The sequence below is a fragment of the Plantibacter sp. LMC-P-059a genome (assembly GCF_030209505.1).
In the GTDB taxonomy this organism is placed as follows: Bacteria; Actinomycetota; Actinomycetes; order Actinomycetales; family Microbacteriaceae; genus Plantibacter.
The window spans coordinates 437,568-461,664 of the sequence record NZ_JARVRZ010000006.1; the positions used below are offsets into that span (position 1 = coordinate 437,568).

Sequence of the window (24,097 nt, forward strand, 5' to 3'; positions counted from 1 at the left end):
ACCGACTCAGGAGCACAGCATGAAAGACGTCCTCGGCGACAGGAAGGCCATCGCCATCCTGTTGGGCCCGGCCCTGCTCATCTTCACCCTGGTGAAGCTCGTGCCGGTGATGTGGTCGTTCGGCCTCACCTTCTTCCAGGGCGACCTGCGCGGTTTCGAGTTCGTCGGCCTCGACAACTTCGCCCAGCTGTTCGCCGACCCGACCGCCCCCGAGGCGATCTTCTTCAGCATCAAGTACTCGCTCATCGCGACGGTCGCGCAGATCGCCCTCGGCTACGGGCTCTCCCTCTTCTACGTCTTCGTCCTCAAGAAGGCGTCGACGCTCGTCCGCACGCTCGTGTTCTTCCCCGTCGTGCTGCCGACCGTCGCCGTCGGCCTGTTGTTCAAGCGGCTGTTCGAGGTGGCGCCGCAGACCGGCCCGGTGAACGCGATCCTGAACGGCTTCGGCATCGACTCGGTCGACTGGTTCAGCTCGCCGGACAGCGCCTTCGTCGTGATCATCATCATGGACCTCTGGCGGTCCATGGGCTTCTACGCCGTGCTGCTCTACGCCGGGCTCCTCGACATCCCCGAGGAGGTGATCGAGTCGGCCCGCATCGACGGCGCCCGCGGGCTGAAGCTCGTCCGCTACATCATCGTGCCGCTGTCCCTCCCCGTCCTGCTGTCGGCGGTGATCTTCAGCTTCAACGCGACCCTCAAGGTGTTCGACTCGGTGCTCGCCTTGACGGGCGGCGGGCCGGGGACGGCCACGACCCCACTGACGCTGTACATGTACAACACGACATTCACGTACCAGAACTACGGATACGGCTCGACGCTCGCGTTCGTGCTCACGATCATGTGCTTCCTCGTGACGCTCCTGATCTTCAAGACCTCCCGCAGAGACCTGACGAAGGACTGACGCCATGACGACCGCCATCACCCCGGCGCCCGGCGCCACCACCCCGGCATCGAGCGGCAGCGGCGACGGATCCGGCACCGCCGTCCGCCGACCGAAGATGCGTCGCGCTCCACGTTCGCGCGCCTACTACCTGCGCAAGCTGCCGTCGGTCATCCTCATCGGCCTCCTGCTCGTCATCGAGATCTACCCGATCGTGTGGTTGTTCCTGTCCTCGTTCAAGAACCAGCGCGAGTTCCTGCAGGAGTCCACCTTCTCGCTGCCCGAGTCGTGGAGCTTCGACAACTACGTCACGGCCTGGACGACCGGGAATATCTCCCAGAACCTGCTCAACAGCGTCATCGTGACCCTGCCGTCGCTCGTGTTCATCCTCATCTTCGGGGTCGCCGCGGCCTTCGCCCTCGAGGTGATGGTGTGGAAGCGCCGGAACCTGACCCTGCTGCTGTTCATCTCGGGCATCATGATCCCCGGCCAGATGATCCTCGTGCCGCTCTTCGTCGCCTACTTCAACCTCGGCCTGACGAACACCTACTGGCCCATGATCATCACCTACACGGCGCTCGGCATGCCGCTGACGGTGTTCATGATGACGGCCTACTTCCGGGCCGTGCCTCGCGAGGTGTTCGAGGCGTCGACGATCGACGGCGCCGGCATCATCAGGTCGTTCTGGTCGATCGGGCTGCCGATGGTGCGGAACGCGCTCTTCACCATCGGGCTCGTGCAGTTCCTGTCGATCTGGAACGACCTGCTCATCTCCCTGACCTTCACGACGAACGCGGACCTCCGCACCATCCAGGCGGGCCTGCTGAACTTCAGCGGCGAGTTCGGCCAGGTGGACTACGGGCCGCTCTTCGCGGGCATCTGCATCAACGTGTTCTCACTGCTCGTGGTGTTCGTCTTCCTCAACCAACGGATCATGAAGGGGCTGGCGTCCGGTGCACTCAAGGGGTGACGCGGGACGACACGGCGGGCGCAGGATGGACGACATGACCCACGACGACACGACCCACACGGACCACAGCGACTCCACGACCTCCGGCGCTCCGGCGCCAGCCGACCTGCGCCCCCTCGGCTCGACCGGCCTGCTCGCGAGCCCGGTCACGGTCGGCACCTCGGGGCTCGGCACCCCGGCGAGCGCCGACGGATCGCCCGGGCCGGGGTCGACGGCGTTCGCCACCGCGGCGCTGCGCGGACCGAACCTGCTCGTCGACACCTCGAACAACTACTCGGACGGACGCAGCGAGACCGCCCTGGGCGACGCGATCCGTGCGAGCGGCTTGCCTGCGGGGCGCGGCGTCGTGACGAAGGCGGACCAGGATCCGTCGACGGCGGTGTTCGACCGCGACCGGGTGCTGCGCTCCTTCGAGGAGAGCCTCGAACGTCTCGGGGTGGACCGCATCCCGATCTTCCACCTGCACGACCCGTACTCGGTGTCGTTCGAGGAGGCGTCGGCACCGGGCGGGGCGATCGAGGGCATGCTGGCGCTCAAGGAGCAGGGCGTGGTCGATGCGATCGGGATCGCGGCCGGTCCGCTGAGCGTCATGCTGCCGTACGTGCAGAGCGGGGCGTTCGACGTGGTGCTGACGCACAACCGCTTCACCCTCGTCGATCGTTCGGCGACGACGTTGTTGGAGGAGGCGCGTTCCCGCGGGATGGGTGTCTTCAATGCGGCTCCGTTCGGTGGCGGACTGCTCGCCGGGCGCCGCGGCACGGGCGGCAAGCCGTCGACGTACGCCTACCAGGCGGGGTCGCCGGAGCTGCTGGACTGGGTGGCGCGCGCGGACGAGGTGGCCGCACGGCATGGGATCCCGCTCGCCGCGGCGGCGCTCGCGTTTTCGACGCGTTCGGAGCTCGTCGACTCGACGGTCGTCGGGATGAACCGGCTCGAGCGTCTCGAGCAGGTCGAGGTCCTGCGGACGACGACGATCCCCGAGGACTTCTGGTCGGACCTCGACGCCCTCGGCACCCCGCCGAGCACCCTCACCGACTGAGCGGTGGCACCTCTTCTCCCTAACTCAGGACTGCTCCGGCGTGTCGGGTCCGCGGCGCGGCGTGTGACCCGCGACACGCAGAGCGGTTCCTGAGTTAGGGAAATGGGGGAACGCGACGGGGTGAACACCACACGACGATGAAGGTTGCACGACGATGAACGACTCAGCAGGACTCGCGGCCTCGTGGGTGGAGGACCCGATGCCCGGGACCGGGCGGCGGCGACCCCGTGCCGACGAGCTGAGCGACGCGCGTCGACTGTCGCTCAACGGCGAGTGGGCGTTCACGCTCGCACCGACGGCGGACGGCACGGGCGACACGTTCGGCGATCCACACCTCGACGACTCCGGCTGGGACCGGATCCGCGTCCCGGCACACTGGGTCCTCGAGGGCCACGGGCAGCCGCTGTACACGAACACGGCGTTCCCGATCCCGATCGATCCGCCCCGGGTCCCGGAGGAGAACCCGACGGGCGACTACCGGCGCCACTTCACCCTGCCGGAGGGTTGGCGGCACGACGACACGGTGCTGCGCTTCCAGGGCGTCGACTCCTGCGGCACCGTCTGGCTGAACGGCGTGCTCCTTGGGCACAGCAAGGGCAGTCGGCTCCCCGTCGAGTACGAGGTCGGCGAGCACCTCGTGGCCGGCGACAACGTCCTCGCCGTGCGCGTGCACCGGTGGTCGAGCGGCACCTACCTGGAAGACCAGGACATGTGGTGGCTGCCGGGGATCTTCCGCGACGTCGACCTCCTCGAACGCCCGCAGGGATCGATCGACGACGTCCAGGTCACGGCGCGATACGACCACCGGGACGGCGTCGGCGTGCTCCGCGTGGACACCGACATCCCCGGCCTCGTCGACGTCCCCGAGTTGGGCATCCGCGACCTCCCGACCGGCACGGCGACCGCCCTGCCCGTCGAACCGTGGAGCGCCGAGGAACCGCGCCTCTACACGGCCAGGCTCAGACCGCGGCCGACCGACGCCGCGCCCGGCGTCCCCGAGACCATCGAGTTGCGGATCGGCTTCCGCACCGTCGCCATCGACGACGGCCGGCTCCTCGTGAACGGCGTGCCGATCCTGTTCCGCGGGGTGAACCGCCACGAGCACGACCAGGACCGCGGTCGCTCGCTCGACACGGAGACGATGCGGCAGGACATCCTGCTCATGAAGCAGCACAACCTCAATGCCGTGCGCACCAGCCACTACCCGCCGCACCCCGATTTCCTGCGCCTCTGCGACGAGTTGGGGCTGTGGGTGGTCGAGGAGTGCGACCTCGAGACCCACGGCTTCATCTACACCGACTGGGCCGGCAACCCGCCGACGGAGCCGGTCTGGCGCGACGCGATGCTCGACCGCGTCCAGCGGATGGTCGAGCGCGACAAGAACCATCCCTCGATCGTCGTGTGGTCGATGGCGAACGAGAGCTGGGTCGGCGAGAACTTCGACGTGCTGGAGCAGTGGATCCGCGAGCGCGACCCGTCCCGCCCCATCATGTACGAGCGCGACCCGTCGTACCGGAACTCCGACTTCTCCAGCCTCATGTACCCGGACCAGGAGCTGCTGGAGGCCATCGGTCGGCGCGAGGAGCCGACCCCCGCCGGCGTCGTCCCCGGGTCACCGGACGACGTGCGCCGACGCCGCCTCCCGTTCCTCCTCTGCGAGTACGCCCACGCGATGGGCAACGGACCCGGATCGCTCGTCGACTACCAGCGCATCCTCGAGTCGTCCGACCGGTTCTGCGGCGGCTTCGTGTGGGAGTGGATCGACCACGGCTTCCGGAGCACCGACGCCGCCGGTCGCGAGTTCGTGATGCACGGCGGCGACGTGGCGTTCCGTCCGAACGGGGGGCGCTACTGCCTCGACGGACTCGTGTTCGCCGACCGCACCCCGTCGCCCGGACTCGCGGAGCTGTGCGCCGCGATCAGCCCGGTCGAGCTCCGCCTCGACGTCCACAACTCCTGCTCCTGCCCATCAAACCGAGATTCCGGCCCGGCCTCACCGCGGGCGGACACGAGGGCCGGGACGGCGAACAGGAGTTGTGGACACCAGACCGCGGGCACGCTGACCGTCCGGAACAAGCACGACGTGCGGTCGCTCGGCCACCTGGCGCTGCGCTGGCAGCTGGAAGACGACGGCCAGGTCGTGGCGAACGGCGAGCTGGCGACGCCCGACGTGGGCGCCCGGAGCGAGGCGACCGTCGACCTGCCGTCGGACGCGCTCATGGCAGTCACGGGCACCGACCCCGTCTCCGGCGCGCCGGTGGAGCGCTGGCTCACGGTGCGCGCGGTCCTCGCGACGGACGAACCGTGGGCAGGTGCGGGACACGAGGTCGCCTTCGGTCAGGTGCTCATCCCCGGCGACCCGGTGCCAGAACCACACCGAGGCGCGGTTCCGCCGAACGACGCTCGCCGCGTGCTCGCACCGGTCGACCGCACGGCCGGACAGCGCATCGCCCTCGGGCCGGCGTCCTTCGACGCCCGCACGGGTCGGCTCCGTTCCCTGGGTGGGCTCGACCTCGACGGGCCGGTCCTCGACATCATGCGGGCACCCACCGAGAACGACCGCGGTCAGGGGCCACGGAACACGGCGGCGGCGAGCTGGAAGCTCACGGGGCTCGACCGCTTCCTGCACCGGACCGACGCGGTCGAACGCGTCGAGGACGGGCTGGGCGGCACCGGTCTCCGCGTGCGGGGCAGGAGCGCCCCTGCCGCCCACGGCCTCGGCCTGCGCTGGACCTTCGACTGGACCACGCTCGGCGACGCCCTGGAGCTGTTGGTCACCGTCGTCCCGGAGGGGGTGTGGGAGCACACGCCGATCGGCGACCACCTGCTGACCCTCCCGCGACTCGGCCTCCGTCTCGGACTCCCGCGCAGCTACGCGGATGCGACGTGGTTCGGCCGCGGCCCGGGCGAGTCGTACGTCGACAGCCTCGCCGCGGCGCGCTTCGGCCGGTTCACCAGCAGCATCGACGCGCTGCAGACCGATTACCCGGTGCCGGAGGAGAACGGCAACCACGTCGGCACGAGATGGCTGGAGCTGGCGGGCGAGGAGGTGCCGACCCTACGAGCCGAGCAGCTGGACCCCGCCGGCTTCGACTTCACCGCGCGACGCTGGACGAGCGAAGCACTGGAGGAGGCCCGTCACCCGCAGGACCTCCGCGACTCCGGCCGCGTCTGGCTCAACCTCGACCACGCGCAGCAGGGGCTCGGCAGCTCCTCCTGCGGTCCGGCCCTCCCGGAGCGCTATCGCGTGCCGGTCACCGAGACGACGTTCGGCGTTCGCCTGCGGACGGTCACGCCCGACCCTGCAGGATGAGGTTCCAGTACACCCACGGCAGCAGGTAGCGGTCGGCGAGGAACGTGAAGCGTCGTTCCTTCGCGAGCCCCTTCCAGAACGGGATGGTCGGCATCGGCCGGTAGCGGTCGTCGAACTCGGCGAACACCACCGTCCCGCGTGACACCGTGAACGGACACACCGAGTACCCGTTGTAGACGTGGCTCGGAGACTTCCCCGCGCGCACGGCGGTCAGGTTCTTCACCAGCGTGAACGCCTGCTGGCGGAGCGCCCCACCGGACTTGGAGCTCATGACCGCGGCGGCGTCGCCGAGGGTCCAGACGTCGGGGAACCGCGGGTGCCTGAGGGTGAGGGAGTCGACCTCGACGAATCCGCCCGGGTTGCCGGGGTCGGCGAGCGCGGTGGCGGCCAACCAGTCGGGTGCGGACTGCGGCGGCACGGCGTGGAGGACGTCGTAGGCGATCTCCTCGTGCTGCCCGCCCGTCGAACCGTCCTGACCCCGGTCGGGGCCGTCCTGCGGGGCGGTCTCCGCGATGGTCACGACGCGCCGCTCCGGGTCGACGGCGACGAGCTCACGCGAGAACCGCACCTCGATGCCGTACTCGGCGACCTTCCGGTCGAGTTCGGCGTCGATCATCGGCATCCCGAACATGGTCGGCGTGGGGACGACCAGGATCACCCGGATGTCGTCGAGGACGCCCGTCTGCCGCCAGTAGTCGCACGCCAGGTACATTGGCTTCTGCGCCGCACCGGAGCACGTCGCCGGGCCGGCCGGCTGCGTGAACACGACGGTGCCGGAGCGGACCTCGCGGAGCACGCGTGAGGCCTTCTGCGCGAACTCGAACTCGTAGTTGGAGATCCCCACGGGCGTCGCCATCGCCTCGGTGAGGCCGGGCACCGCGTCCCAGTCCTTCTGGATGCCGGGGGTGACGACGAGCTGCTCGTACTCGACCCGGGTGCCGGATTCGAGCAGGACCGTCTTCGCGACGGGGTCGATCGTCTGCACCCGGTCCTGGATCCAGGTCACACCCTTCGGCGTGACAGACCCCTGCGGGCGCGTCGCGACCGATGCGGCCGCCGTACCTCCCGCGACGTGCGAGAACATCGGCTGGTACAGGTGGTGTTCGCGCGGTTCGATGACCGCGACGTCGTCAACACCGTAGCGGCGGAGCCTGCCCGCGACGGAGAGACCGGCGTTGCCGCCGCCGATGACGACCACCTCATGATGGAGCGGTGCCGTGCTGTGGTCGCTCATGGCGGCGGCGGCGCTCAGGATGCGGACTGGCCGCGGCCGGTCGCGTTCTGGAGCCGGTCGATGTTCTCGGAAGCCTGCGCCTTCGTGAGGTCGGCGGGGAGCTCCTCGCCGGCCTCGCGGGCAAGCGTGTCGAGGTAGCTGCGCTGCGGTCCGGTCATCGGCTCGTCGCCGGTGACCCAGTCCTCAGGGTCCTTGCTCGCGCTGGTGGAGCTGTCGTCGCCGCGGGCTCCGAGGGTGTCCTCGGTCGCGCCGATCGTCTCGGGGGCGCCGGTGCCCGTGGTGTCGGGGGTCGCCTGGTCGGTGGATTCTGCGTCAGTCATGCGGCAACGGTACGTCGCCGGACGGCTCAGGCAGGAGGGGTTGCGCGTTCACCCGGAGCGGGTCGTTCCTCGACGGGGATCACTGCGAACAAGGAGTGGATGTTGCCTGCCGGGTCGCCGAAGAACCCGGTGAAGTGGCCCCAGGCTTGCACGGTCGGGCAGGCGATCTCCGTGCCGCCCGCGGCGATGATGCGGTCGAACTCGGTGGCGACCTCGGCGGGGCTGTCGCACTCGAAGTTCAGCTCCACGGCTTGGCCGCCTCGCGGGCTGGTGAAGGAGGGATGTCCGTTGGTGTGGTCGGCCAGCCCCGCGCGACGGAAGACCGCCAGCCGGACACCGTCGGTGGCCAACGCCAGATAGTCCGACTCACGGACGGCGACCTCGAACCCGAGCACGTCTTCGAAGAACGCCCCCATGGCCGCCACGTCGTCGGCGAGCAGGGTGATGCCTTCCAGCGCGATGCGGGTCATAGTCGAGACGCTATCAGCCGATGTCCTCCCGGCGCAGGTGGGCATCGAGCGAGCCCATCGCGTCCTCCAGCGCCGCCAGTTGCCCGGCGGAGAGGGCCTCGGCGAACACCGCCCGGACGGCGCGCAGATGGGGTGCCGACCCGGCGCGGAACAGTCGCGCCCCCTCCTCGGTCAGCACGATCTCCGCCCCGCGACTGTCGGACGGCACCGGCTCCCGTCGGACGAGGCCGCGGCGTTCCATGCGGCCCAGGTGGTGGGAGAGTCGGCTGCGTTCCCAGCCGACCTCGGTCGCGAGGAACGACGACCGCAGGCGCCGCTGCGGCGCCTCGGACAGGGCGAGGAGCACGGCGTAGTCGCCGGTGGAGAGGCCGGAGTCCTGTTGGAGGCGGTCGGCCACCACCCGCTTGACGCGCTCGGACGTCTCGATGAACGACCGCCAGGTGCGGAGTTCGTCGTGCGTGGGAGATCGTCTGCGCCGGTCGCGGGCGTCGGGAATAGCCATGGGCCACCTCCTGTTTGACATGTCAACTACATTCAACCACGGGTCACGGACACCACCGCCGTCCCGCGGTCGAGTGGCCGCATCGCATACGAAAGAGACCCCATGCCTGACCTCGAATTCGGACTCGACACCTTCGGAGACCTCCCCGAGACGGCGTCCGGTGACCTCGCCACGCACCCGGAGGCCATCCGGCAGGTGGTGGCCGAGGCGGTCCTCGCAGACCGGCTCGGCGTCGACGTCTTCGCCGTGGGCGAGCACCACCGACCCGAGTACGCGATCTCCAGCCCCGAGACGGTCCTCGCGGGCATCGCCACGCAGACCGAGCGGATCCGGCTCGCCTCGGGCGTCACCGTCCTCAGCTCCGACGACCCGGTGCGCGTGTTCCAGCGCTTCGCCACCGTCGACGCGCTCTCCAACGGCCGCGCGGAAGTGATCCTGGGCCGCGGCTCCTTCACCGAGTCGTTCCCGCTCTTCGGATACGACCTGAGCGACTACGACATCCTGTTCGAGGAGAAGATCGACCTGTTCGCCCAGCTCCTGACGGAGGGTCCCGTCACCTGGAGCGGCACCATGCGGCCCGCCCTGCGCGAGGCCGAGGTGTTCCCGAAGACCGCCTCCGGCCACCTGTCGACCTGGGTGGGCGTCGGCGGCTCACCGCAGTCCGTCGTCAGAGCCGCGAAGTACGGATTCCCCCTCATGCTCGCGATCATCGGTGGCGCGCCGGCCCGCTTCGCCCCGTACACCGACCTCTACCGCCGGGCGTCCGAGCAGTTCGGCACGACCGCGCACCCCATCGGGATGCACTCCCCCGGCTTCATCGCCGACACCGACGAGTCGGCGCGCGAGATCTTCTTCCCGCGGTACAAGGTCATGCGTGACCGGATCGGCGCGCTCCGCGGATGGCCGCCCGTCACTCGCGCGGAGTTCGACCAGGAGGTGGAACACGGGTCGATGTACGTCGGCTCGCCGACGACCGTCGCACGCCGCATGGCCGACGCCATCACCGCACTCGGGGTCGGCCGGTTCGACCTCATCTACTCGGCGGGGACCATCCCCATGGCCGACCGCCTGCGCACCGTGGAGTTGTACGGCACCGAGGTCATCCCGATGGTGCGCGAGCTCCTGGCCGAGCGGGTCGCGGCATGAGCGCGCTCACGACGCCGACGATCGGCATCCTCGGGGCCGGCAAGGTCGGCACGGTCCTGGCTCGGCTCGCGGTCGGAGCCGGGTACCGCGTGCTCATCAGCGGCTCGCGCGACCCCGCCCGGATCGCTCTCACGATCGACGTGCTCGCTCCGGGTGCGGTCGCCACGACCTCGGCGGACGCTGCAGCACGGGCCGACCTCGTGATCCTCGCCCTCCCGCTCGGCAAGTACCGGACGCTGCCGGTCGAGGAGCTGCGCGGCAAGCTCGTGCTCGACGCCATGAACTACTGGTGGGAGGTCGACGGGCACCGCGAGGACCTCAGCAGTCCGGCGACCTCCACGAGCGAACTGATCGCCGGATTCCTGCCGGAGTCGCGCGTCGTGAAGGCGTTCAACCACATGGGCTACCACGACCTCGACGGCGAGCCCCGCCCGGCCGGCGCGCCGGGACGCAAGGGCATCGCCATCGCCGGCGACGCCCCGGAGGACCGGTTGGCCGTCGCCGCGGTCGTGGACGCGCTCGGCTTCGACCCGGTCGAGATCGGGCCGCTGCATGCGGGTGTCGTCCTCGAGCCGGGGCACGAACTCTTCGGCGCGAACATCGGCGCCGACGAGATCCGCGAGGTCCCCGAGGTGCGGGCGCTCGCGACGGCCGGCCAGGGCGTCAGCTAGGCGGTCCCGTCCGACGCGGTCTCCGACGACCCAGGACGAGCCGGACTGGGGCTGAGCGCTGCCGACCGGATCACCTCCGCGAGGTCGCCGGCACGGCTCCACATCGGCCAGTGCCCCGTGGGGAGGTCGACGACGTCGACGGTCTCGAGCTCGGCGACCGCGGCGAACATCGGGTGTCCACCACGAGCCATGTCCAGCACCTGCGCGCTGGAGATCGAACAGCACACCAGGGTCGTCGGCACGGCGTTGCGGGCGGCGTTCGTCAGCTCGATGCTCTGACGCAGGACGGGCCCCGGCTCAGGGACCGCCCTGGCCCGGAACCGGTCGAGGACCTCGGCGCTCAGGCCGTCCAGGCTCGCCTGCTGCGCGAGGACGTCGAAGGCGGGCAGCGGGAGCTCCATCACCTCCAACGGAAGGTCCGGGGCGAAGGCTGTTCCGGAGGCCATCGGCCCGGAGTCGACCCACACCACCCGGCCGACGAGATCGGGGCGCCGGTCGAGCACGAGGCTGACGGGTCCGTTCGCTCCACTGTGCGCGACGATGACCGCCGGATGCTCCGCGGACACGTCCGTCCGATCGAGGGTGTCCAGGATCGCGGTGGCCTGGTCGTCGAGGGTCCTCGTCGCGCGGTCGGGATCGGCGTCGTCGACGCCGGGCAGGGTGATCGCGAAGACGCGCGAGTGGTCGAGGTCGAGCTGCTCGACGACCTCGTCCCAGGCCCAGGCGCCCAGCCAGTGGCCGGCGATGAGGATGATGGCGGGGGTGGTGTTCGGTGTGGTCATGTCTCCAGCCTGACGCGCTCCCTCGGCACGTGTGTGTCACTATTTCTGTCATGAATCTTGAAACCGTCGACCGATGAAGCGAGCCGAGCGGCTGCATGCTTTGTCCGAGGCGCTGCGTCGAGGCGGATCGCGAGGAACCTCCGCCGAGCGACTCGCACGCGACTTCGAGGTCTCCGTGCGCACCGTCAAGCGGGACCTCCAGGCGCTCGAGCGGAGCGGCGCGCCCATCTGGTCCCGCCCGGGTCCAGGCGGCGGGTACGGCTTGGCCCTCGGCACCACGCTCCCGCCGGTCAGTCTCTCCCCGGTGCAGGCGGTGGCGCTCATGGCGGCAGCGGCGGCAGCACCCGACGCCCCCTACGCCGACCTGGCGACGGCCGGCGTCGCGAAGATCCTCGACGTCCTCGACCCCAGGACCCGCGCCCGGGCCGACGCGCTGGCCGACCGCATCTGGGTCGATGCACCGCCGACCACCTCGCGCGTCGTCCGGTCCGCGCTCGAGGAGGCGATGGCGGACCAACGGGTCATGCGCATCCGGTACACCTCGGGAACGGGGAGCACGACCACCCGAGACGTCGAGCCGGTGCTGTTCGCGTCGACGAACGGGCAGTGGTACCTCGTCGGGTGGTGCCGGATGCGCGACGCGATGCGGTGGTTCACCGTGTCGCGGGTCGAGCGGGCCAGCGTGACCTCGGTGAGCTGCAGCGGCCACACCGTGGCGGAGGTCGGCGAGCCTCCGGCGCACGCGAACCCGGTCCACGGCCGCGGAAATCAGTACTGACCATCTCGAATGTCAGTGGTCCGTGATGGACTGAAGTCATGACCACGACAGAGCGCCGCGAGCACCCGAGCGACGTCTTCGCAGCGCGCCTCGCCTCGTTCTCGGACCGCTTCGCGGAGCTCGCCCGGCGACGAGCCGCGCTCGATGCCGAGGAAGCCCGACTCCTCGCGGAGGCGGCAGCATACGCCGACGCGACCACCTCCGCAGTGATGTCATCGCGCATGTCCGAGTCGGAAGGACGCGACCTCGCACGGCGTTCGATCTGCGCATCGCTCGCCATGGCGACGCGCATGTCCGAGCCGACGCTGCAGCACCGCATCGGTGAGGCGGAGACCCTCGTCCACCAGGCGCCGTCGGTACTCGAGGCGCTGGAACGCGGCACGATCAGCGTCGGTCACGCCAGGGTCGTGACCGACCAGTTGCGCGACGTGCCGGCCGTCGGGCGCGAGATGTTCGTGGAGCAGGTGCTCCCGATCGCCGAGCGGACCACGCCGGCGCTCCTCAAGCGACGCGCCCGGGTGCTGCGCGAACGCTTGCACCCCGAGTCGATCACCGTACGAGCGCGCCGCTCCCAAGCCGACCGCCGCGTGACGATCGAGCCCGCCGCAGACGGCATGGCCTGGCTGAACCTCATGACGACCGCGCCCATCGCGTACGCGATCATGTCCCGGCTCGACGGTGTTGCCGTGCCGGCTCGCGCCGCGGGCGACGACCGGACGCTCGCGCAGCTGCGCGCCGACGCGCTGTCCTCGCTCGCCGTGGCGGGCACCGTCAGCGCCGACGACAAGGCGATTTCCGCCGACCCGGAGACTGGCGGGGAGGTGGTATGGCTCGGGGGTTCGGGTGCCCCGAGGGACTGGTCTGCCAGATCGACCCAGCAGGGCGTGCTCATCGAGCGCCCCGTCGACGTCGAAGCGCACATCCGGCCCACCGTCCAGCTCGATGTCCCCGTCCTCTCACTCCTCGGCGTCACCGATGAGCCCAGCACCCTCGACGGTTACGGGCCGATCGACCCCGACACCGCCGCCCGGCTCGCGGTCGCAGCCCCGTCCATGACGAGAGTGCTCACCCAACCGGAGACCGGCGCCGTCCTCTCCGTCAGCCGCGAGCAGTACCGGGTGCCGGCCGATCTCCAGCGCGCGGTGCGTCTGCGCGACGTCACGTGTCGGGCACCGGGATGCGGCCCGCAGGCGCGCAACTGCGACCTCGACCACACCACGGCGTGGGAGCACGGTGGCACCACGAGTATCGACAACCTCGCCGCCCTCTGCCGACATCATCATCGACTCAAACACCTACCCAGGTGGGAGGTCGAGCATCGCCCGGACGGCACACTCCATTGGACGACACCTGACGGACGCCAACATGAGACCAGACCGGCGTTCGCCGAGACCGGATGACGCGGTGAACGCCGCGCGGCGTTCAGACGATCGTCCTGAGGTAGACGACGACGGTACCGTCCGCCATGTCGCCACGCGCAGCCTGTCCCCTCCCGAAGCGGATCGGGCCCACGCCGGTCGCTCCTTCATGCCCGAGCTTGGCGTTCAAGCCCTCGGAGGCCGTCACTGCGGTCGCGGCCGTCGGCACCTCGGCGGAGGAGGCGAACTCGAGCCTGGCGGTATAGGTGATGGACAGGATGCCCGATCTCCGCAACTCACTGACCCGCACGTCGTCGCCCAGGCCGACACCGAACACCGTCTCGACCGACGATCGCAGCTCCACCTGGCATTCGGACTCGACGGACGCGTAACCGCACGTCTTGACCTGCCCGTCGAGAGTCGGGTAGGTGCCCTGGAATGATCCGATACCGAACCCGATCACCGCGATCACCGCGGCGACACCGGCCACGAGCATCGCGAGCGTGGTTGCGAACCGGCGAGCAGCCTGCCTGAACGGAGTCCTCGGATACTCCCGCTCGCGGAAGAACCCATCAGCCACGGACTCGACCTCATCCGGCCCGGCTTCCCCCGGCAGCGGTTCGCTCGGTGACCCGGTCATACTTCCCCCAAAGCTGCGGCCCACCCCCGGACCGCCGCCCACTCACCCTACCTCGCACCGGATTCGAGGCCGCAGGTCAGCCCCGCGCCATCTGCTCGCGCTCGAACTCGTCCCGCCAGAGATGTTCGGGCTCGTAGCCGAGGCGCGCACGGGCCTTGTCGATGGACATGAGCGTCTCGAACTCCCCGAGCCCCTCCCGCAGCGGGACCCCGGGGAAGTGCGTCGCCGCGAGCTCCGCCGACGGAACCGTGGTCCCGGTGTCGGAGGCGCACACGTCGTACACCTCGAAGCCGGGTTCCGCCCCGGCCAGCGCGAGCGCGACCGCCTGCGCACCGTCACGCGCGTCGACATAGCTGAACAGGAGATCGCGCCGATACCCGGGCTCCGACGCGCGGGCGAACGTCCCGTACTCCCCCGGCGCGACCACGTTCGTGAACCGCAGCGCCGTGATCGACGTGCCCTCGGCCCACCGCACGAGCTGCGCCGCCATCGCCTCCTCGGCGACCTTCCCCAGCGCATAGGTGTTGTTGGCTCGGCTGACGGTCTCGTCGATCGGCAGGAGTTCAGGCGCCTCCTCGAACGGGAAGCCCATGGCCGTGATGCTCGACGCGGTCACGATCGTCCGGATCCCCGCGCGCAACGCCCCATGCAGCACGTTGAACGACACCGTCAGGTTGTTGTGGAACGTCGCCGCGTCCGGTACGAGCCCGTTCACCGGGATGGCCGCCAGGTGCACCACGGCGTCGAGGCCGGAGAACCGGGCCGTCACACCGAGCAGGCTGTCGATCGTCTGCCCGTAGTCGGTCAGGTCCACGCGCGTGAACCCGGGCCCGGCAGCACCCGCGAGGTCGAGCCCGTGCACCGTATGGCCGTCCCGGCGCAGGCGTTCGACGGTGGCGGACCCGAGCTTGCCCGAACTCCCGGTGACGGCGATGCGCATACCGACGATCCTAGGCTCGGGCCGGGAAGTCGGCCGGCAGCGGGAGCGCGGTCACCACGTGCCCGGCGGCGTCCGACTCGTCCGCGTGCAGATGACCGACACGACCACCCGTCGGCAGTCCCGTCTCGGTGAAGAACCCGCGGATCGTCTCGTACACCTCGACGATGTCATGGGTGTCGCCCGCCTGCGTCAGCACGATGTCGCCCGACTGCACATAGCGTTCCGCGCCGTCGACGAACACCTTGCCCTTGCCTTCGGCGATGAACCAGATCTCATGGTCGTCGTGGTGGTGCCGGTCGAAGCGGCCACCGTCGACCGACACCGCGAAGCGACCGATCGTGCCGATCTCACTCCAGTCCGGCTTCGAGCCGGAATGCACCCAGGAACCCGGTTCGATCACCGGCATCAGCGGTCCTGCTTCCAGCTCGGGGCCTCACCGGCGTCGAGGATGCGCGCATCGGGCAGCCCGTCGAGACCTGTCTCGGCCCCACCAGGCGTGTAGACGACCGACAGCCGCAGGGGACGCCACGTCGTGTTGTAGGTGGAGTGCACCGTGTCCTTCGGGATGTAGACGGCGTCGCCCTCGCGGATCGGGAAGGCCGGGCCGTCACCGACCGTCTGGACCCCCTCGCCGGAGATGACCGTGATGACCTCCTCCTCGCCCGGGTGCTGGTGCGGTGCGTGGCCCTGCCCGGGGTAGACGATGACCTCGCCGACCGTGAGGCCGGCACCCTCGTCGAGGTGCGGGGTGACGAGCCACTTGATGGTGCCCCAGTCGAAGACCCGCGTGGGGACCTCGTCCGGCCGGCGACCGGCGGTGGCCGGGGTGATGGGTCGTGCAGCGGTGTTCTGGGTGTCGGTCATGGGGTGCTCCTCGTCGAGTGGGTGGTGCGGCAGGTGCCGCGGGTCGGTCAGCGGGTCTGGATGGCTTTGAAGTCCTCGATCTGGCGCTTGATCGCGCGCTCGGTCGGCAGCCGCTCCGCCGAGGACGCGCCGAAGAAGCCGGCGACGCCCGTCGTGTTGGCGAGGATGAAGGCCGCGTCCTCGGGTTCCGCGATCGGGCCGCCGTGGCAGAGCACGATGACATCCGGATTGATCGCGACGGCAGCATCCCGCATCTCCTGCACCCGGTGCGCGGACTCCTCGAGGGAGAGCGCCGTGGTCGCACCGATCGTGCCGGCGGTCGTCAGGCCCATGTGCGGGACGAGGACGTCGGCTCCCGCCTCGGTCATCGCGACCGTCGACTCGATGTCGAAGACGTAGGGGGCGGTGAGGAGGTCGCGTTCGGCCGCGAGTCGGATCATGTCGACCTCGAGGTCGTAGCCCATGCCCGTCTCCTCGAGGTTCTGGCGGAACACGCCGTCGAACAGACCGACGGTCGGGAAGTTCTGGACGCCCGTGAACCCCATGGTCTTCAGCTCGTCGAGGAAGCGTTCCATGATGCGGAACGGGTCGGTGCCGTTCACGCCCGCGAGCACAGGGGTGTCGCGCACGATCGGCAGCACCTCGCGACTCATCTCGACGACGACCTGGTTGGCGTCCCCGTACGCAAGCAGCCCGGAGAGCGAGCCGCGACCGGCCATCCGGTACCGCCCCGAGTTGTAGATGATGATGAGGTCGACGCCGCCGGCCTCCGCGGACTTCGCCGAGATGCCGGTGCCCGCTCCGGCACCGATGACGGCCTGCCCTCGCGCGACGGTGGCGCGGAGCCGTTCGAGTGCGATGGTCCTGTCCATGGTCAGTCCTCCTCCGTGGTGCTGCTGTCCTCGATGAGCGCGTGCAGGGTGTCGGCGGCGAGTCTCGCGAACGCCGGGTCGTTGAGGTGCTCCGGGCGGTCGACGACGGTGACCGCACTACCGTTCAGGCCGGCGAGCACCGCTTCGACGAGCGCGGCGTCGGCCTCCGGGTCGTGGAAGGGCAGGCCGTCGGCGTCGAGGGCCGAGACCCCGCCGCGCGGGATCAGCAGCGTCGTCGGGGCCGTCGCAGCGGCGAGTTTCCGGCCGATGCGGGCACCCAGCTCGCGGTTCTCGTCGACCGTGGTGCGCATGAGGGTGACGGTCGCGTTGTGGATGAAGAAGTCGCGATCGGCGAAGCGTTCCGGCACGGTGTCGCGCGGTCCGAAGTTGACCATGTCGAGTGCGCCGAGACTGACGAGCTGTGGCACGCCCACCGCGCCGGCTGCGGTGAGGCGGTCGGGACCGGCGGTCAGGACGCCGCCGACGAGGTCGTCGGCGAGCTCGGTGGTCGTGAGGTCGAGCACCCCCGCGAGCATGCCGCTGCGGGCGAGCGACTCGAGCGCCTGCCCGCCCGACCCGGTGGCGTGGAAGACGAGCACCTCGTAGCCGAGCTCGTCGAGACGCTCCCGGGCCGCGTCGACCGCCGGGGTCGTCACCCCGAACATCGACGCCCCGATGAGCGGCCGGTCCGTGCGCTCGGCGGAGGAGGCCAGACCGCGTGTCTTCGCGGCCGCGGCCATGCCGGCGACGGCGGCGGCCGCATTGCCGAGGACCGCGCGCGAGATCTGGTTGATCCCGGCGATGTCGACCACGCTGTACATGAGCGTCACGTCGTTCGCTCCAACATAGGGAGCGACGTCGCCGGACGCCATCGTCGAGACCAGGAGCTTCGGCGTCCCGATCGGCAGATCGCGGAAGACCCGGGCGGCGATGGCCGATCCACCGCTCCCGCCGAGCGCGAGGACGGCGTCGATGCGCCCCGAGGCGTGCAGTCGGCCGACCACGGCCGCGGCACCCTCGCCCATCGCGCTCACGGCCGCGCCGCGATCCTCCGCTGCGAGCAAGGTCTCGAGGTCCGTCCCCGCGGCAGCCGCCACCTCGTGGTTCGGGTGATCGACGGCTGCCGGGTAGCCGTGGGGCTCGCGCGTCCCGGCGTCGACGACCACGACGTCGGCACCGAGTTCCCCGAGCCGCTCGGCGATCCACGCGTACTCGACCCCCTTGGTGTCGAGCGTGCCGACGAGCGCGACGGCAGGTCGTCCCGCTCCGCCCGTCTCGGTTCCGCTGGCTTCCTCGGGTGTGGTCATCGTCGCTCTCCATCGTCGTCGTCGTGAGCGCGGGACGGCCTCGTTCCGGGCCTGTCCCACCTGGCGGATCCGCTCCGACCCCGCCAGCGCCTCCATCCTGCTCCAGGTTTTGAAACGTGTCAAGAAGTGGCCTGCAGCTCTCGCTTTTGCGCTTGCACGCGTTGTACGATCGGTTTTTGAAACGTGTCAGAGTTGATCGCCTCGCGAGCTGCGACGCGCCCTGCCTGACGAAAGGACCAGCAGCCACGATGGTGACCACGAGCGCTCCCCGATTCGAGCATCTCCGCGAGGCCCGCGGTATCGGTGTGGCGAAGCCCCGGCTCAGCTGGACGAACCTCGGCCCTGCCGGCTGGGAGCAGCGCGCCGCCGAGATCGAGATCACGCGAGGCGATCGGGTGACCACCACCGGACGGATGGCCACCGGCGAATCGGTCCTCGTCGCCTGGCCGGGTGAACCACTCCGCTCCCGCGAGGTGGCCTCCGTTCGCGTCCGGGTATGGGGCGCCGCAAGGGCTGACACCCACGCCGCCGACGTGGCCGACTGGGGGCCGGCGGCGACGGTCGAGGCCGGTCTGCTGTCGCCGGGCGACTGGGTCGCGAAGCCCATCGCCGCGGATTGGGACGAGGATCCCGACAGCGACACGCGTCGGCCACCCCTGCTGCGGCGCGACTTCACCGTCGGCGCGGGCCTCGAGTCCGCCCGCCTGTACGTCACGGCGCACGGCGTCTATGAGGCGGAGATCAACGGTCGTCGGGTCGGTGACGAAGCGCTCGCCCCGGGTTGGACGAGTTACGCCAATCGCCTGCGCACCGCGACGCACGACGTCACCGCACTCCTGCAGGCCGGCGACAACACGATCGGCTCGTGGATGGGCGACGGTTGGTACCGGGGGCGCCTCGGCTGGCGCGGCGGCTTCCGGAACCTGTTCGGCTCAGACCTGTCGCTCATCGCCCAACTGGAGCTGCGGTACCACGACGGCCGCGTCGAGACGATCGCGACGGACGAGCGGTGGCGCGCGTCCGTCGGTCCCATCATCAGCTCGGGCAACTACGACGGCGAACACTACGACGCCCGCGAGGAACGGCCGGGATGGTCGTCGCCAGGCTTCGACGCGAGCGCGTGGACGGGCGTCCGCATCGGCACCCGCGACCCGTCCACCTTCGTCGCCCCCGAGGGTCCGCCGGTGCGCGCCGTCGAGGAGGTCGCGCCCATCGCGGTCCTCACGAGCCCGAGCGGGAGACGCATCCTCGACCTCGGGCAGAACCTCGTCGGTCGGCTGAGGATCCGACTCTCGGGGACGGCGGGCGAGACGGTCGTGATCCGCACGGCCGAGGTCATGCAGGCGGGCGAGATCTACACGCGTCCGCTGCGGGAGGCGAAGGCGACCGACAGCTATACGCTCGCCGGCCGACCGGTCCCGCCGGACGGTGGTGCCGCCGAAGTGTGGGAGCCGCGGTTCACCATCCACGGGTTCCGGTACGCGGAGATCAGCGGGTGGCCGGGCGACCTCGACGCGGCCATCGCGAACGGCGACGTCGTCGCGCGCGTCTACCACTCGGACCTCGAACGCACGGGCTGGTTCGAGAGCTCCGACGAGCGCGTGAACCGGCTCCACGAGAACGTGCTCTGGAGCATGCGTGGCAATTTCGTCGACCTCCCCACCGATTGTCCGCAGCGCGACGAACGCGTCGGGTGGACGGGTGACCTTCAGGTGTTCGCGCGCACCGCCTCCTTCCTCTACGACGTGTCGGGCATGCTCGGCTCCTGGTTGCGCGATGTCGCGGTCGAGCAGCACGAGGACGGCACCGTGCCCTGGTACGTGCCGTTCATCCCCGACGACGGGCAGTGGACGCCGAACCGGCCCGGCGCGGTGTGGGGCGACGTCGCCGTCCTCACGCCCTGGGTCCTCTACGAGCGCTTCGGCGACCTCGGCGTCCTCGCGGCCCAGTACGACAGTGCGAAGCGGTGGGTCGACCTCGTGCACCGCCTCTCGGGCCCTGGCCACCTGTGGAACGAAGGCTTCCAGCTGGGCGACTGGCTCGATCCCGCCGCCCCGCCGGACCGGCCTGCCGAGTCGCTCACCGACCGGTACCTCGTCGCCACCGCGTACTCGGCCTGGTCGACGGCGCACCTCGCGAAGACCGCCGCCGTGCTCGGACGCTCCGACGACGCCGAGCACTACGCCGACCTCGCCGAGGCGACCCGGCGGGCGTTCCTGGCGGAGTACGTCGGCCAGGACGGGGTGATGACGAGTGACGCCCAGACCGCGTACTCGCTCGCGATCGCTTTCGAACTCCTGCCGGATCCGGCGGCGGTGGACCGCGCAGGCGACCGGCTGAGCGCCCTCGTCGCCGGCGCGGGCAACCGGATCGCGACGGGCTTCGTCGGTACCCCGATCGTGAGCGACGCGCTGACCTCGTCGGGTCATCTCGATCGCGCGTACGACCTCCTGCTGGAGGACGAGTGCCCGTCGTGGCTGTACGCGGTGGAGCAGGGGGCGACGACGATCTGGGAACGCTGGGACAGCATGCTGCCGGACGGCACCGTGAACCCCGGGCAGATGACCTCGTTCAACCACTACGCGCTCGGGGCGGTCGCCGACTGGCTGCACCGGGTCGTCGCCGGCATCGCGCCGGCCGCGCCCGGGTACCGCTCGATCCTGTTCAAGCCGCGGCCCGGCGGCGGGCTCACCCACGCCTCGGCGGTGCACCTGACGCCGTACGGGCGCGCGTCGATCGCCTGGACCATCGCCGACGGCACGTTGCAGGTCGAGGTCGAGGTGCCGACGGGGACCTCGGCGGTCGTCGACCTCCCGGGTGCCGAGCCGGTGTCGGTGACGAGCGGGACACATCGCTTCGCGGTCGGGGTCGATGCGCAGCCGTCCACCACCGGCACGACAGATCCATTCACCGGAATAGAACCGGCGCGCGCGACGCTGTAGCCAGCGTGAAGAAGATCGGGTTCCTGTCCTTCGGACACTGGCAAGACGTTCCGGGCTCCAGCGTGCGCACTGGGCGCGACGCGCTCCTGCAGAGCATCGACCTCGCGGTCGCCGCGGAGGAGGTCGGTGTCGACGGCGCCTACGTGCGCGTGCACCACTTCACCCGGCAGCTCGCCTCGCCGTTCCCGCTGCTCGCAGCGATGGCGGCGAAGACCTCGCGCATCGAGCTCGGCACCGGTGTCATCGACATGCGGTACGAGAACCCGCTCTACATGGCGGAGGAGGCTGCGGCCACCGACCTCATCAGCGACGGGCGACTGCAGCTCGGTGTGAGCCGGGGATCACCCGAGACGGCGCTCCGCGGTTCGGAGTCCTTCGGGTACGCACCCGGCGATGACGAGACGGACGCCGATGTCGCCCGCGCGCACACCGAGGTGTTCCGCGCGGCGATCGCCGGAGCCGGGGTCGCCAGGGCGAACCCGCAGATGACCGGGACGAACGGCCTGCTGGCGATCCAGCCGCAGTCGCCGGGCCTCGGCGAGCGCATCTGGTGGGGTGCCGGTTCGCGGTCGACGGCTGTCTGGACGGCGGAGCAGGGCATGAACCTGATGTCGTCGACGCTCCTCACCGAGGACACCGGCGTGCCGTTCGACGAGCTGCAGGCCGAGCAGATCGCGATGTTCCGTGCGGCGTGGGCCGAGGCCGGGCACGAGTGGCAGCCGAGGGTCTCGGTGAGCCGTAGCATCCTCCCGCTCATCGACGACGAGACGCGACGCTACTTCGGGCTGCGCGCGCAGGCCGACTCGAAGGACCAGGTCGGTCACCTCGACGGCGGGCTCGCGCGCTTCGGTCGCAGCTTCATCGGTGAACCCGACGTCATCGCCGCCGAGCTCGCGGCCGATGCGGCCGTCCAGGCGGCGGACACCGTCCTCGTCACCGTGCCGAACCAGCTGGGCGTCGAATTCAACGCCCGCATCCTCGAGGCGATCGTGAAGGATGTTGCGCCAGCAGCAGCATGGCGATGATCCGCGCAAGCACCGAGATCTGACGCGTTCCTAGCCGATTCTCGACTGGTTGTGTGGAAAGCACGAATCGGTCTTAGATCGCAGTTACAGAGCGCTAAACACACCTATGCCGGCGTTCGCGACGGCTGGTTGGGGAAGACCCTAGATTGACAGACGTTCGGCGGGCACTCTGCGCGACCGTGGACCAGGGGTTGAGCGATGGCAAGACCCCCCGCTCTAGTCTGGGCCCGCGAGGTCAGCCATCTGAGCAACGCCGAGCTCGCCAATGCCACGGGCGTGACTCCTGGACGCGTGGATGAGTTTGGAAGCGGTGAAAACACTCCCCACAACCGTCAGCTCACGCTGCTGGCCACGAAGCTCGACCGGCCCTGCGGCTCCGATCGTGCGAGGCGCTGCTCGTTGTTGTATTGGGGCTCGTAATCAATGTCATCGCCGCTCGGTGATGCCGCTGTAAGTGTTGGGCGACGCGGAATGCAGGCGAGACAGATTGGCGCCTGTCCTGCGTGTGGTATTCACGGGGAGACACCTTGGACCGGAAGCGGAAGGTCGCACGCGCAAGTGAGGGCACCGACCTAGGTCGGTGCCCTCATGCTCATGCTGGGCCGACTACCGCAGGTTGAAGGACCGCCCACAGCGTGAACACGACCGAGCGCCGAGCATCACCTTCTGGAACGGACCGTACTGTGCGCGGCAGTAAGGACAGGTCACATAGATCGGGCCACTGACCCGCCTGGTCGCCATCAGCGCTTCCCGTGCTTCGTGGCGTCCACGAGCTCGTAGCTCATGCCAGCCCGTGGTGTCGGGGGAAGCGGTTCCCCTCGGGTCACGGACCGTTCGTCCCCAGTGCGTCCGCCACGCGGGCCGATCTGCTCATACTGCCCCGACCGGGGCGCTGTCTGGCCCGGGCGCAGCGCCCGGCTGTTGCTGTTTGTCATAAAAGCCTCCAAGGCCCTTTGTGCGACACGCCCAACGGTTTGGTGAACGCGCCCGAGGGGCGTACCTTGGAGGAAGTCTCCCCTCAACAAGGATGCTCCCGCCCCTCGGCCAGCGCTAACTGGCTTGAGGGGCTTTTTCCGTGTACTGCCCTCGGTGAACCAATTCTACCGCGGGTGCCCGACATTCTGAGGGTTCGGCATCGGGGGTAGTTACAGCCGTGTAGTTCCGGCGTAGCGCCGACGCGCTTATCCACAGCTTTTCCACCGACTCATCCACAGGCGAGCAGCGGAGGGACGTTGACAACATCCGCAGGAATCCAGGGAACTCGCAATAATCCAGGTGAGTTATCCACAGGTCTGCTAGAAAGATGTTCCGTTCCAGAATATTTCCAAACCGGCCCGAGGGAGAGTGTCGTCCCGGCGTGTCGGAAAGGAACATATATGCCTGGGAGTGCCAAACCAGCTGGGTGCGGTCTTTAACCCCCGCATCCTGGAGTCGATCACGAAGGACGTAAAGTCGGCGCTCGGCTAGTCCAAGGCGGTCGTCGGCCAGTTGGAGTGGTACGCTTTTATGTACCACTCCAGGAGGCTCTTCATGTCAGCGATCACCGCGACCGATGCACGCAAGAACCTGTTCGGTCTCATCCAACAGGTGAACGACGACCACGTCCCGGTCGAGGTCGTCTCGAAGCGGGGAAACGCGGTCCTCGTCTCGAAGGACGACTACGACGCCATGGTCGAGACGGCGTACCTGCTCCGCAACGCCAAGGGCGCCGAACGCCTCCTCGCTGCACTCGAACGCGCTCGGAACGGGGAGTTCGAGACCCACAAGCTGCTCGACGCGTGACCCGGCAGCTGGCCTTCGACCGCAGCGGCTGGGAGGACTACACCTCCTGGCAGAGCCAAGACCGCAAGACACTCAAGCGGATCAACCTGCTCATCCAGGACATCATCCGGGATCCGTTCGTGGGCATCGGGAAGCCCGAGCCGTTGAAGCACATCCTGTCGGGAGCCTGGTCCCGGCGGATCGACGACGCGAACCGACTCGTATACCTGGTGACCGACACCCACATCGTCATCCTGCAGGCACGCGACCACTACTAACCGCG

General features: G+C 69.6%; 24 protein-coding genes. 12 read left to right on the forward strand and 12 right to left on the reverse strand.

The features are described from left to right. Positions 1–19 precede the first annotated feature (19 nt). The 4 genes from QRN27_RS15395 (at position 20) to QRN27_RS15410 (ending at position 6,202) form a co-directional block, all read left to right on the forward strand. Positions 20–901, forward strand: coding sequence for a carbohydrate ABC transporter permease (locus QRN27_RS15395; RefSeq protein ID WP_056010829.1), 882 nt, complete (start codon positions 20–22; stop codon positions 899–901). Positions 902–905: 4 nt separating this feature from the next. After that, positions 906–1,850 (forward strand): carbohydrate ABC transporter permease, encoded by a 945-nt coding sequence (locus QRN27_RS15400; protein ID WP_228507330.1) that lies wholly within the window; start codon positions 906–908, stop codon positions 1,848–1,850. 34 nt (positions 1,851–1,884) lie between these two features. Then, entirely contained in the window at positions 1,885–2,889 is a 1,005-nt protein-coding gene (locus QRN27_RS15405) for an aldo/keto reductase (protein WP_285042985.1), read from the forward strand. Positions 2,890–3,043: 154 nt separating this feature from the next. Further along, complete coding sequence (locus QRN27_RS15410; RefSeq protein WP_285042986.1) at positions 3,044–6,202, forward strand: glycoside hydrolase family 2 TIM barrel-domain containing protein; 3,159 nt, start codon at positions 3,044–3,046, stop codon at positions 6,200–6,202. Here QRN27_RS15410 and QRN27_RS15415 read toward each other — a convergent pair. Genes QRN27_RS15415 through QRN27_RS15430 form a run of 4 tightly spaced genes read right to left on the reverse strand, consistent with a single transcriptional unit; the run spans position 6,180 to position 8,728 of the window. Continuing rightward, on the reverse strand, positions 6,180–7,436 hold the full coding sequence (locus tag QRN27_RS15415) for an NAD(P)/FAD-dependent oxidoreductase (protein WP_285042987.1): 1,257 nt from the start codon (positions 7,434–7,436) through the stop codon (positions 6,180–6,182). The two genes, QRN27_RS15410 and QRN27_RS15415, sit on opposite strands and share 23 nt — an antisense overlap. Before the next feature lie 14 nt (positions 7,437–7,450). Next, positions 7,451–7,756, reverse strand: coding sequence for a DUF3072 domain-containing protein (locus QRN27_RS15420; protein ID WP_285042988.1), 306 nt, complete (start codon positions 7,754–7,756; stop codon positions 7,451–7,453). 26 nt (positions 7,757–7,782) lie between these two features. Beyond that, positions 7,783–8,226: a VOC family protein gene (locus tag QRN27_RS15425; RefSeq protein ID WP_285042989.1), complete on the reverse strand. Its 444-nt coding sequence runs from the start codon at positions 8,224–8,226 to the stop codon at positions 7,783–7,785. A 13-nt stretch (positions 8,227–8,239) separates the two neighbouring features. After that, positions 8,240–8,728, reverse strand: coding sequence for a MarR family winged helix-turn-helix transcriptional regulator (locus QRN27_RS15430; RefSeq protein WP_285042990.1), 489 nt, complete (start codon positions 8,726–8,728; stop codon positions 8,240–8,242). 102 nt (positions 8,729–8,830) lie between these two features. Here QRN27_RS15430 and QRN27_RS15435 point away from each other — a divergent pair, with 102 nt between their 5' ends. Next, positions 8,831–9,874, forward strand: coding sequence for an LLM class flavin-dependent oxidoreductase (locus QRN27_RS15435; protein WP_285042991.1), 1,044 nt, complete (start codon positions 8,831–8,833; stop codon positions 9,872–9,874). After that, a complete protein-coding gene (locus tag QRN27_RS15440) occupies positions 9,871–10,545 on the forward strand; it encodes an NADPH-dependent F420 reductase (protein ID WP_285042992.1) in 675 nt (224 codons plus the stop codon). The genes QRN27_RS15435 and QRN27_RS15440 overlap by 4 nt, the downstream gene beginning before the upstream one ends. On the opposite strand, the gene QRN27_RS15445 is transcribed toward QRN27_RS15440, so the two are convergent. Beyond that, positions 10,542–11,327, reverse strand: coding sequence for an alpha/beta fold hydrolase (locus tag QRN27_RS15445; protein WP_285042993.1), 786 nt, complete (start codon positions 11,325–11,327; stop codon positions 10,542–10,544). The genes QRN27_RS15440 and QRN27_RS15445 overlap by 4 nt on opposite strands. A gap of 73 nt (positions 11,328–11,400) precedes the next feature. Between QRN27_RS15445 and QRN27_RS15450 the strand changes: the two genes are divergently transcribed. Both QRN27_RS15450 and QRN27_RS15455 read left to right on the forward strand, forming a co-directional pair. Further along, positions 11,401–12,105, forward strand: a complete 705-nt coding sequence (locus QRN27_RS15450; RefSeq protein WP_285042994.1) for a helix-turn-helix transcriptional regulator — start codon at positions 11,401–11,403, stop codon at positions 12,103–12,105. Positions 12,106–12,143: 38 nt separating this feature from the next. Then, positions 12,144–13,505, forward strand: a complete 1,362-nt coding sequence (locus QRN27_RS15455; protein WP_285042995.1) for an HNH endonuclease signature motif containing protein — start codon at positions 12,144–12,146, stop codon at positions 13,503–13,505. Between the two features lie 22 nt (positions 13,506–13,527). Here the strand turns inward: QRN27_RS15455 and QRN27_RS15460 are convergent, their stop codons facing one another. The 6 genes from QRN27_RS15460 to QRN27_RS15485 form a co-directional block, all read right to left on the reverse strand. Further along, the gene (locus QRN27_RS15460) at positions 13,528–14,043 is read right to left on the reverse strand and encodes a hypothetical protein (protein ID WP_285042996.1); all 516 of its coding nucleotides are present in this window, start codon (positions 14,041–14,043) and stop codon (positions 13,528–13,530) included. A 136-nt stretch (positions 14,044–14,179) separates the two neighbouring features. Next, positions 14,180–15,043 (reverse strand): NAD-dependent epimerase/dehydratase family protein, encoded by an 864-nt coding sequence (locus tag QRN27_RS15465; RefSeq protein WP_285042997.1) that lies wholly within the window; start codon positions 15,041–15,043, stop codon positions 14,180–14,182. Between the two features lie 10 nt (positions 15,044–15,053). Beyond that, positions 15,054–15,449, reverse strand: coding sequence for an AraC family ligand binding domain-containing protein (locus QRN27_RS15470; protein WP_285042998.1), 396 nt, complete (start codon positions 15,447–15,449; stop codon positions 15,054–15,056). After that, a complete protein-coding gene (locus tag QRN27_RS15475) occupies positions 15,449–15,907 on the reverse strand; it encodes a cupin domain-containing protein (RefSeq protein WP_285042999.1) in 459 nt (152 codons plus the stop codon). The genes QRN27_RS15470 and QRN27_RS15475 overlap by 1 nt, the downstream gene beginning before the upstream one ends. A gap of 47 nt (positions 15,908–15,954) precedes the next feature. After that, the gene (locus QRN27_RS15480) at positions 15,955–16,779 is read right to left on the reverse strand and encodes a phosphoenolpyruvate hydrolase family protein (protein ID WP_285043000.1); all 825 of its coding nucleotides are present in this window, start codon (positions 16,777–16,779) and stop codon (positions 15,955–15,957) included. A gap of 2 nt (positions 16,780–16,781) precedes the next feature. Beyond that, positions 16,782–18,086, reverse strand: a complete 1,305-nt coding sequence (locus QRN27_RS15485; protein WP_285043001.1) for a Tm-1-like ATP-binding domain-containing protein — start codon at positions 18,084–18,086, stop codon at positions 16,782–16,784. Between the two features lie 248 nt (positions 18,087–18,334). On the opposite strand from QRN27_RS15485, the gene QRN27_RS15490 reads away from it, so the two are divergent. After that, positions 18,335–21,028 carry a family 78 glycoside hydrolase catalytic domain gene (locus tag QRN27_RS15490; protein ID WP_285043002.1) on the forward strand — a complete coding sequence of 898 codons (2,694 nt, stop codon included), beginning with the start codon at positions 18,335–18,337 and terminating at the stop codon, positions 21,026–21,028. 5 nt (positions 21,029–21,033) lie between these two features. After that, positions 21,034–22,053, forward strand: a complete 1,020-nt coding sequence (locus QRN27_RS15495; protein ID WP_285043003.1) for an LLM class flavin-dependent oxidoreductase — start codon at positions 21,034–21,036, stop codon at positions 22,051–22,053. A 740-nt stretch (positions 22,054–22,793) separates the two neighbouring features. On the opposite strand, the gene QRN27_RS18380 is transcribed toward QRN27_RS15495, so the two are convergent. Then, the gene (locus QRN27_RS18380; protein WP_502929532.1) at positions 22,794–22,988 is read right to left on the reverse strand and encodes a YjzC family protein; all 195 of its coding nucleotides are present in this window, start codon (positions 22,986–22,988) and stop codon (positions 22,794–22,796) included. A 595-nt stretch (positions 22,989–23,583) separates the two neighbouring features. Here QRN27_RS18380 and QRN27_RS15500 point away from each other — a divergent pair. Beyond that, on the forward strand, positions 23,584–23,835 hold the full coding sequence (locus QRN27_RS15500) for a type II toxin-antitoxin system Phd/YefM family antitoxin (RefSeq protein ID WP_285043004.1): 252 nt from the start codon (positions 23,584–23,586) through the stop codon (positions 23,833–23,835). Further along, positions 23,832–24,092, forward strand: coding sequence for a Txe/YoeB family addiction module toxin (locus QRN27_RS15505; protein ID WP_285043005.1), 261 nt, complete (start codon positions 23,832–23,834; stop codon positions 24,090–24,092). The genes QRN27_RS15500 and QRN27_RS15505 overlap by 4 nt, the downstream gene beginning before the upstream one ends. Positions 24,093–24,097: the final 5 nt, after the last annotated feature.

Coding starts and splice junctions, on each gene's coding strand:
- QRN27_RS15425 (WP_285042989.1), bottom strand. CDS start 8,226: ATGACCCGCATCGCGCTGGAAGGCATCACCCTGCTCGCCGACGACGTG.
- QRN27_RS15420 (WP_285042988.1), bottom strand. CDS start 7,756: ATGACTGACGCAGAATCCACCGACCAGGCGACCCCCGACACCACGGGC.
- QRN27_RS15475 (WP_285042999.1), bottom strand. CDS start 15,907: ATGACCGACACCCAGAACACCGCTGCACGACCCATCACCCCGGCCACC.
- QRN27_RS15430 (WP_285042990.1), bottom strand. CDS start 8,728: ATGGCTATTCCCGACGCCCGCGACCGGCGCAGACGATCTCCCACGCAC.
- QRN27_RS18380 (WP_502929532.1), bottom strand. CDS start 22,988: ATGACAAACAGCAACAGCCGGGCGCTGCGCCCGGGCCAGACAGCGCCC.
- QRN27_RS15465 (WP_285042997.1), bottom strand. CDS start 15,043: ATGCGCATCGCCGTCACCGGGAGTTCGGGCAAGCTCGGGTCCGCCACC.
- QRN27_RS15440 (WP_285042992.1), top strand. CDS start 9,871: ATGAGCGCGCTCACGACGCCGACGATCGGCATCCTCGGGGCCGGCAAG.
- QRN27_RS15395 (WP_056010829.1), top strand. CDS start 20: ATGAAAGACGTCCTCGGCGACAGGAAGGCCATCGCCATCCTGTTGGGC.
- QRN27_RS15405 (WP_285042985.1), top strand. CDS start 1,885: ATGACCCACGACGACACGACCCACACGGACCACAGCGACTCCACGACC.
- QRN27_RS15470 (WP_285042998.1), bottom strand. CDS start 15,449: ATGCCGGTGATCGAACCGGGTTCCTGGGTGCATTCCGGCTCGAAGCCG.
- QRN27_RS15450 (WP_285042994.1), top strand. CDS start 11,401: ATGAAGCGAGCCGAGCGGCTGCATGCTTTGTCCGAGGCGCTGCGTCGA.
- QRN27_RS15400 (WP_228507330.1), top strand. CDS start 906: ATGACGACCGCCATCACCCCGGCGCCCGGCGCCACCACCCCGGCATCG.
- QRN27_RS15410 (WP_285042986.1), top strand. CDS start 3,044: ATGAACGACTCAGCAGGACTCGCGGCCTCGTGGGTGGAGGACCCGATG.
- QRN27_RS15435 (WP_285042991.1), top strand. CDS start 8,831: ATGCCTGACCTCGAATTCGGACTCGACACCTTCGGAGACCTCCCCGAG.
- QRN27_RS15415 (WP_285042987.1), bottom strand. CDS start 7,436: ATGAGCGACCACAGCACGGCACCGCTCCATCATGAGGTGGTCGTCATC.
- QRN27_RS15490 (WP_285043002.1), top strand. CDS start 18,335: ATGGTGACCACGAGCGCTCCCCGATTCGAGCATCTCCGCGAGGCCCGC.
- QRN27_RS15485 (WP_285043001.1), bottom strand. CDS start 18,086: ATGACCACACCCGAGGAAGCCAGCGGAACCGAGACGGGCGGAGCGGGA.
- QRN27_RS15445 (WP_285042993.1), bottom strand. CDS start 11,327: ATGACCACACCGAACACCACCCCCGCCATCATCCTCATCGCCGGCCAC.
- QRN27_RS15480 (WP_285043000.1), bottom strand. CDS start 16,779: ATGGACAGGACCATCGCACTCGAACGGCTCCGCGCCACCGTCGCGCGA.
- QRN27_RS15455 (WP_285042995.1), top strand. CDS start 12,144: ATGACCACGACAGAGCGCCGCGAGCACCCGAGCGACGTCTTCGCAGCG.
- QRN27_RS15500 (WP_285043004.1), top strand. CDS start 23,584: ATGTCAGCGATCACCGCGACCGATGCACGCAAGAACCTGTTCGGTCTC.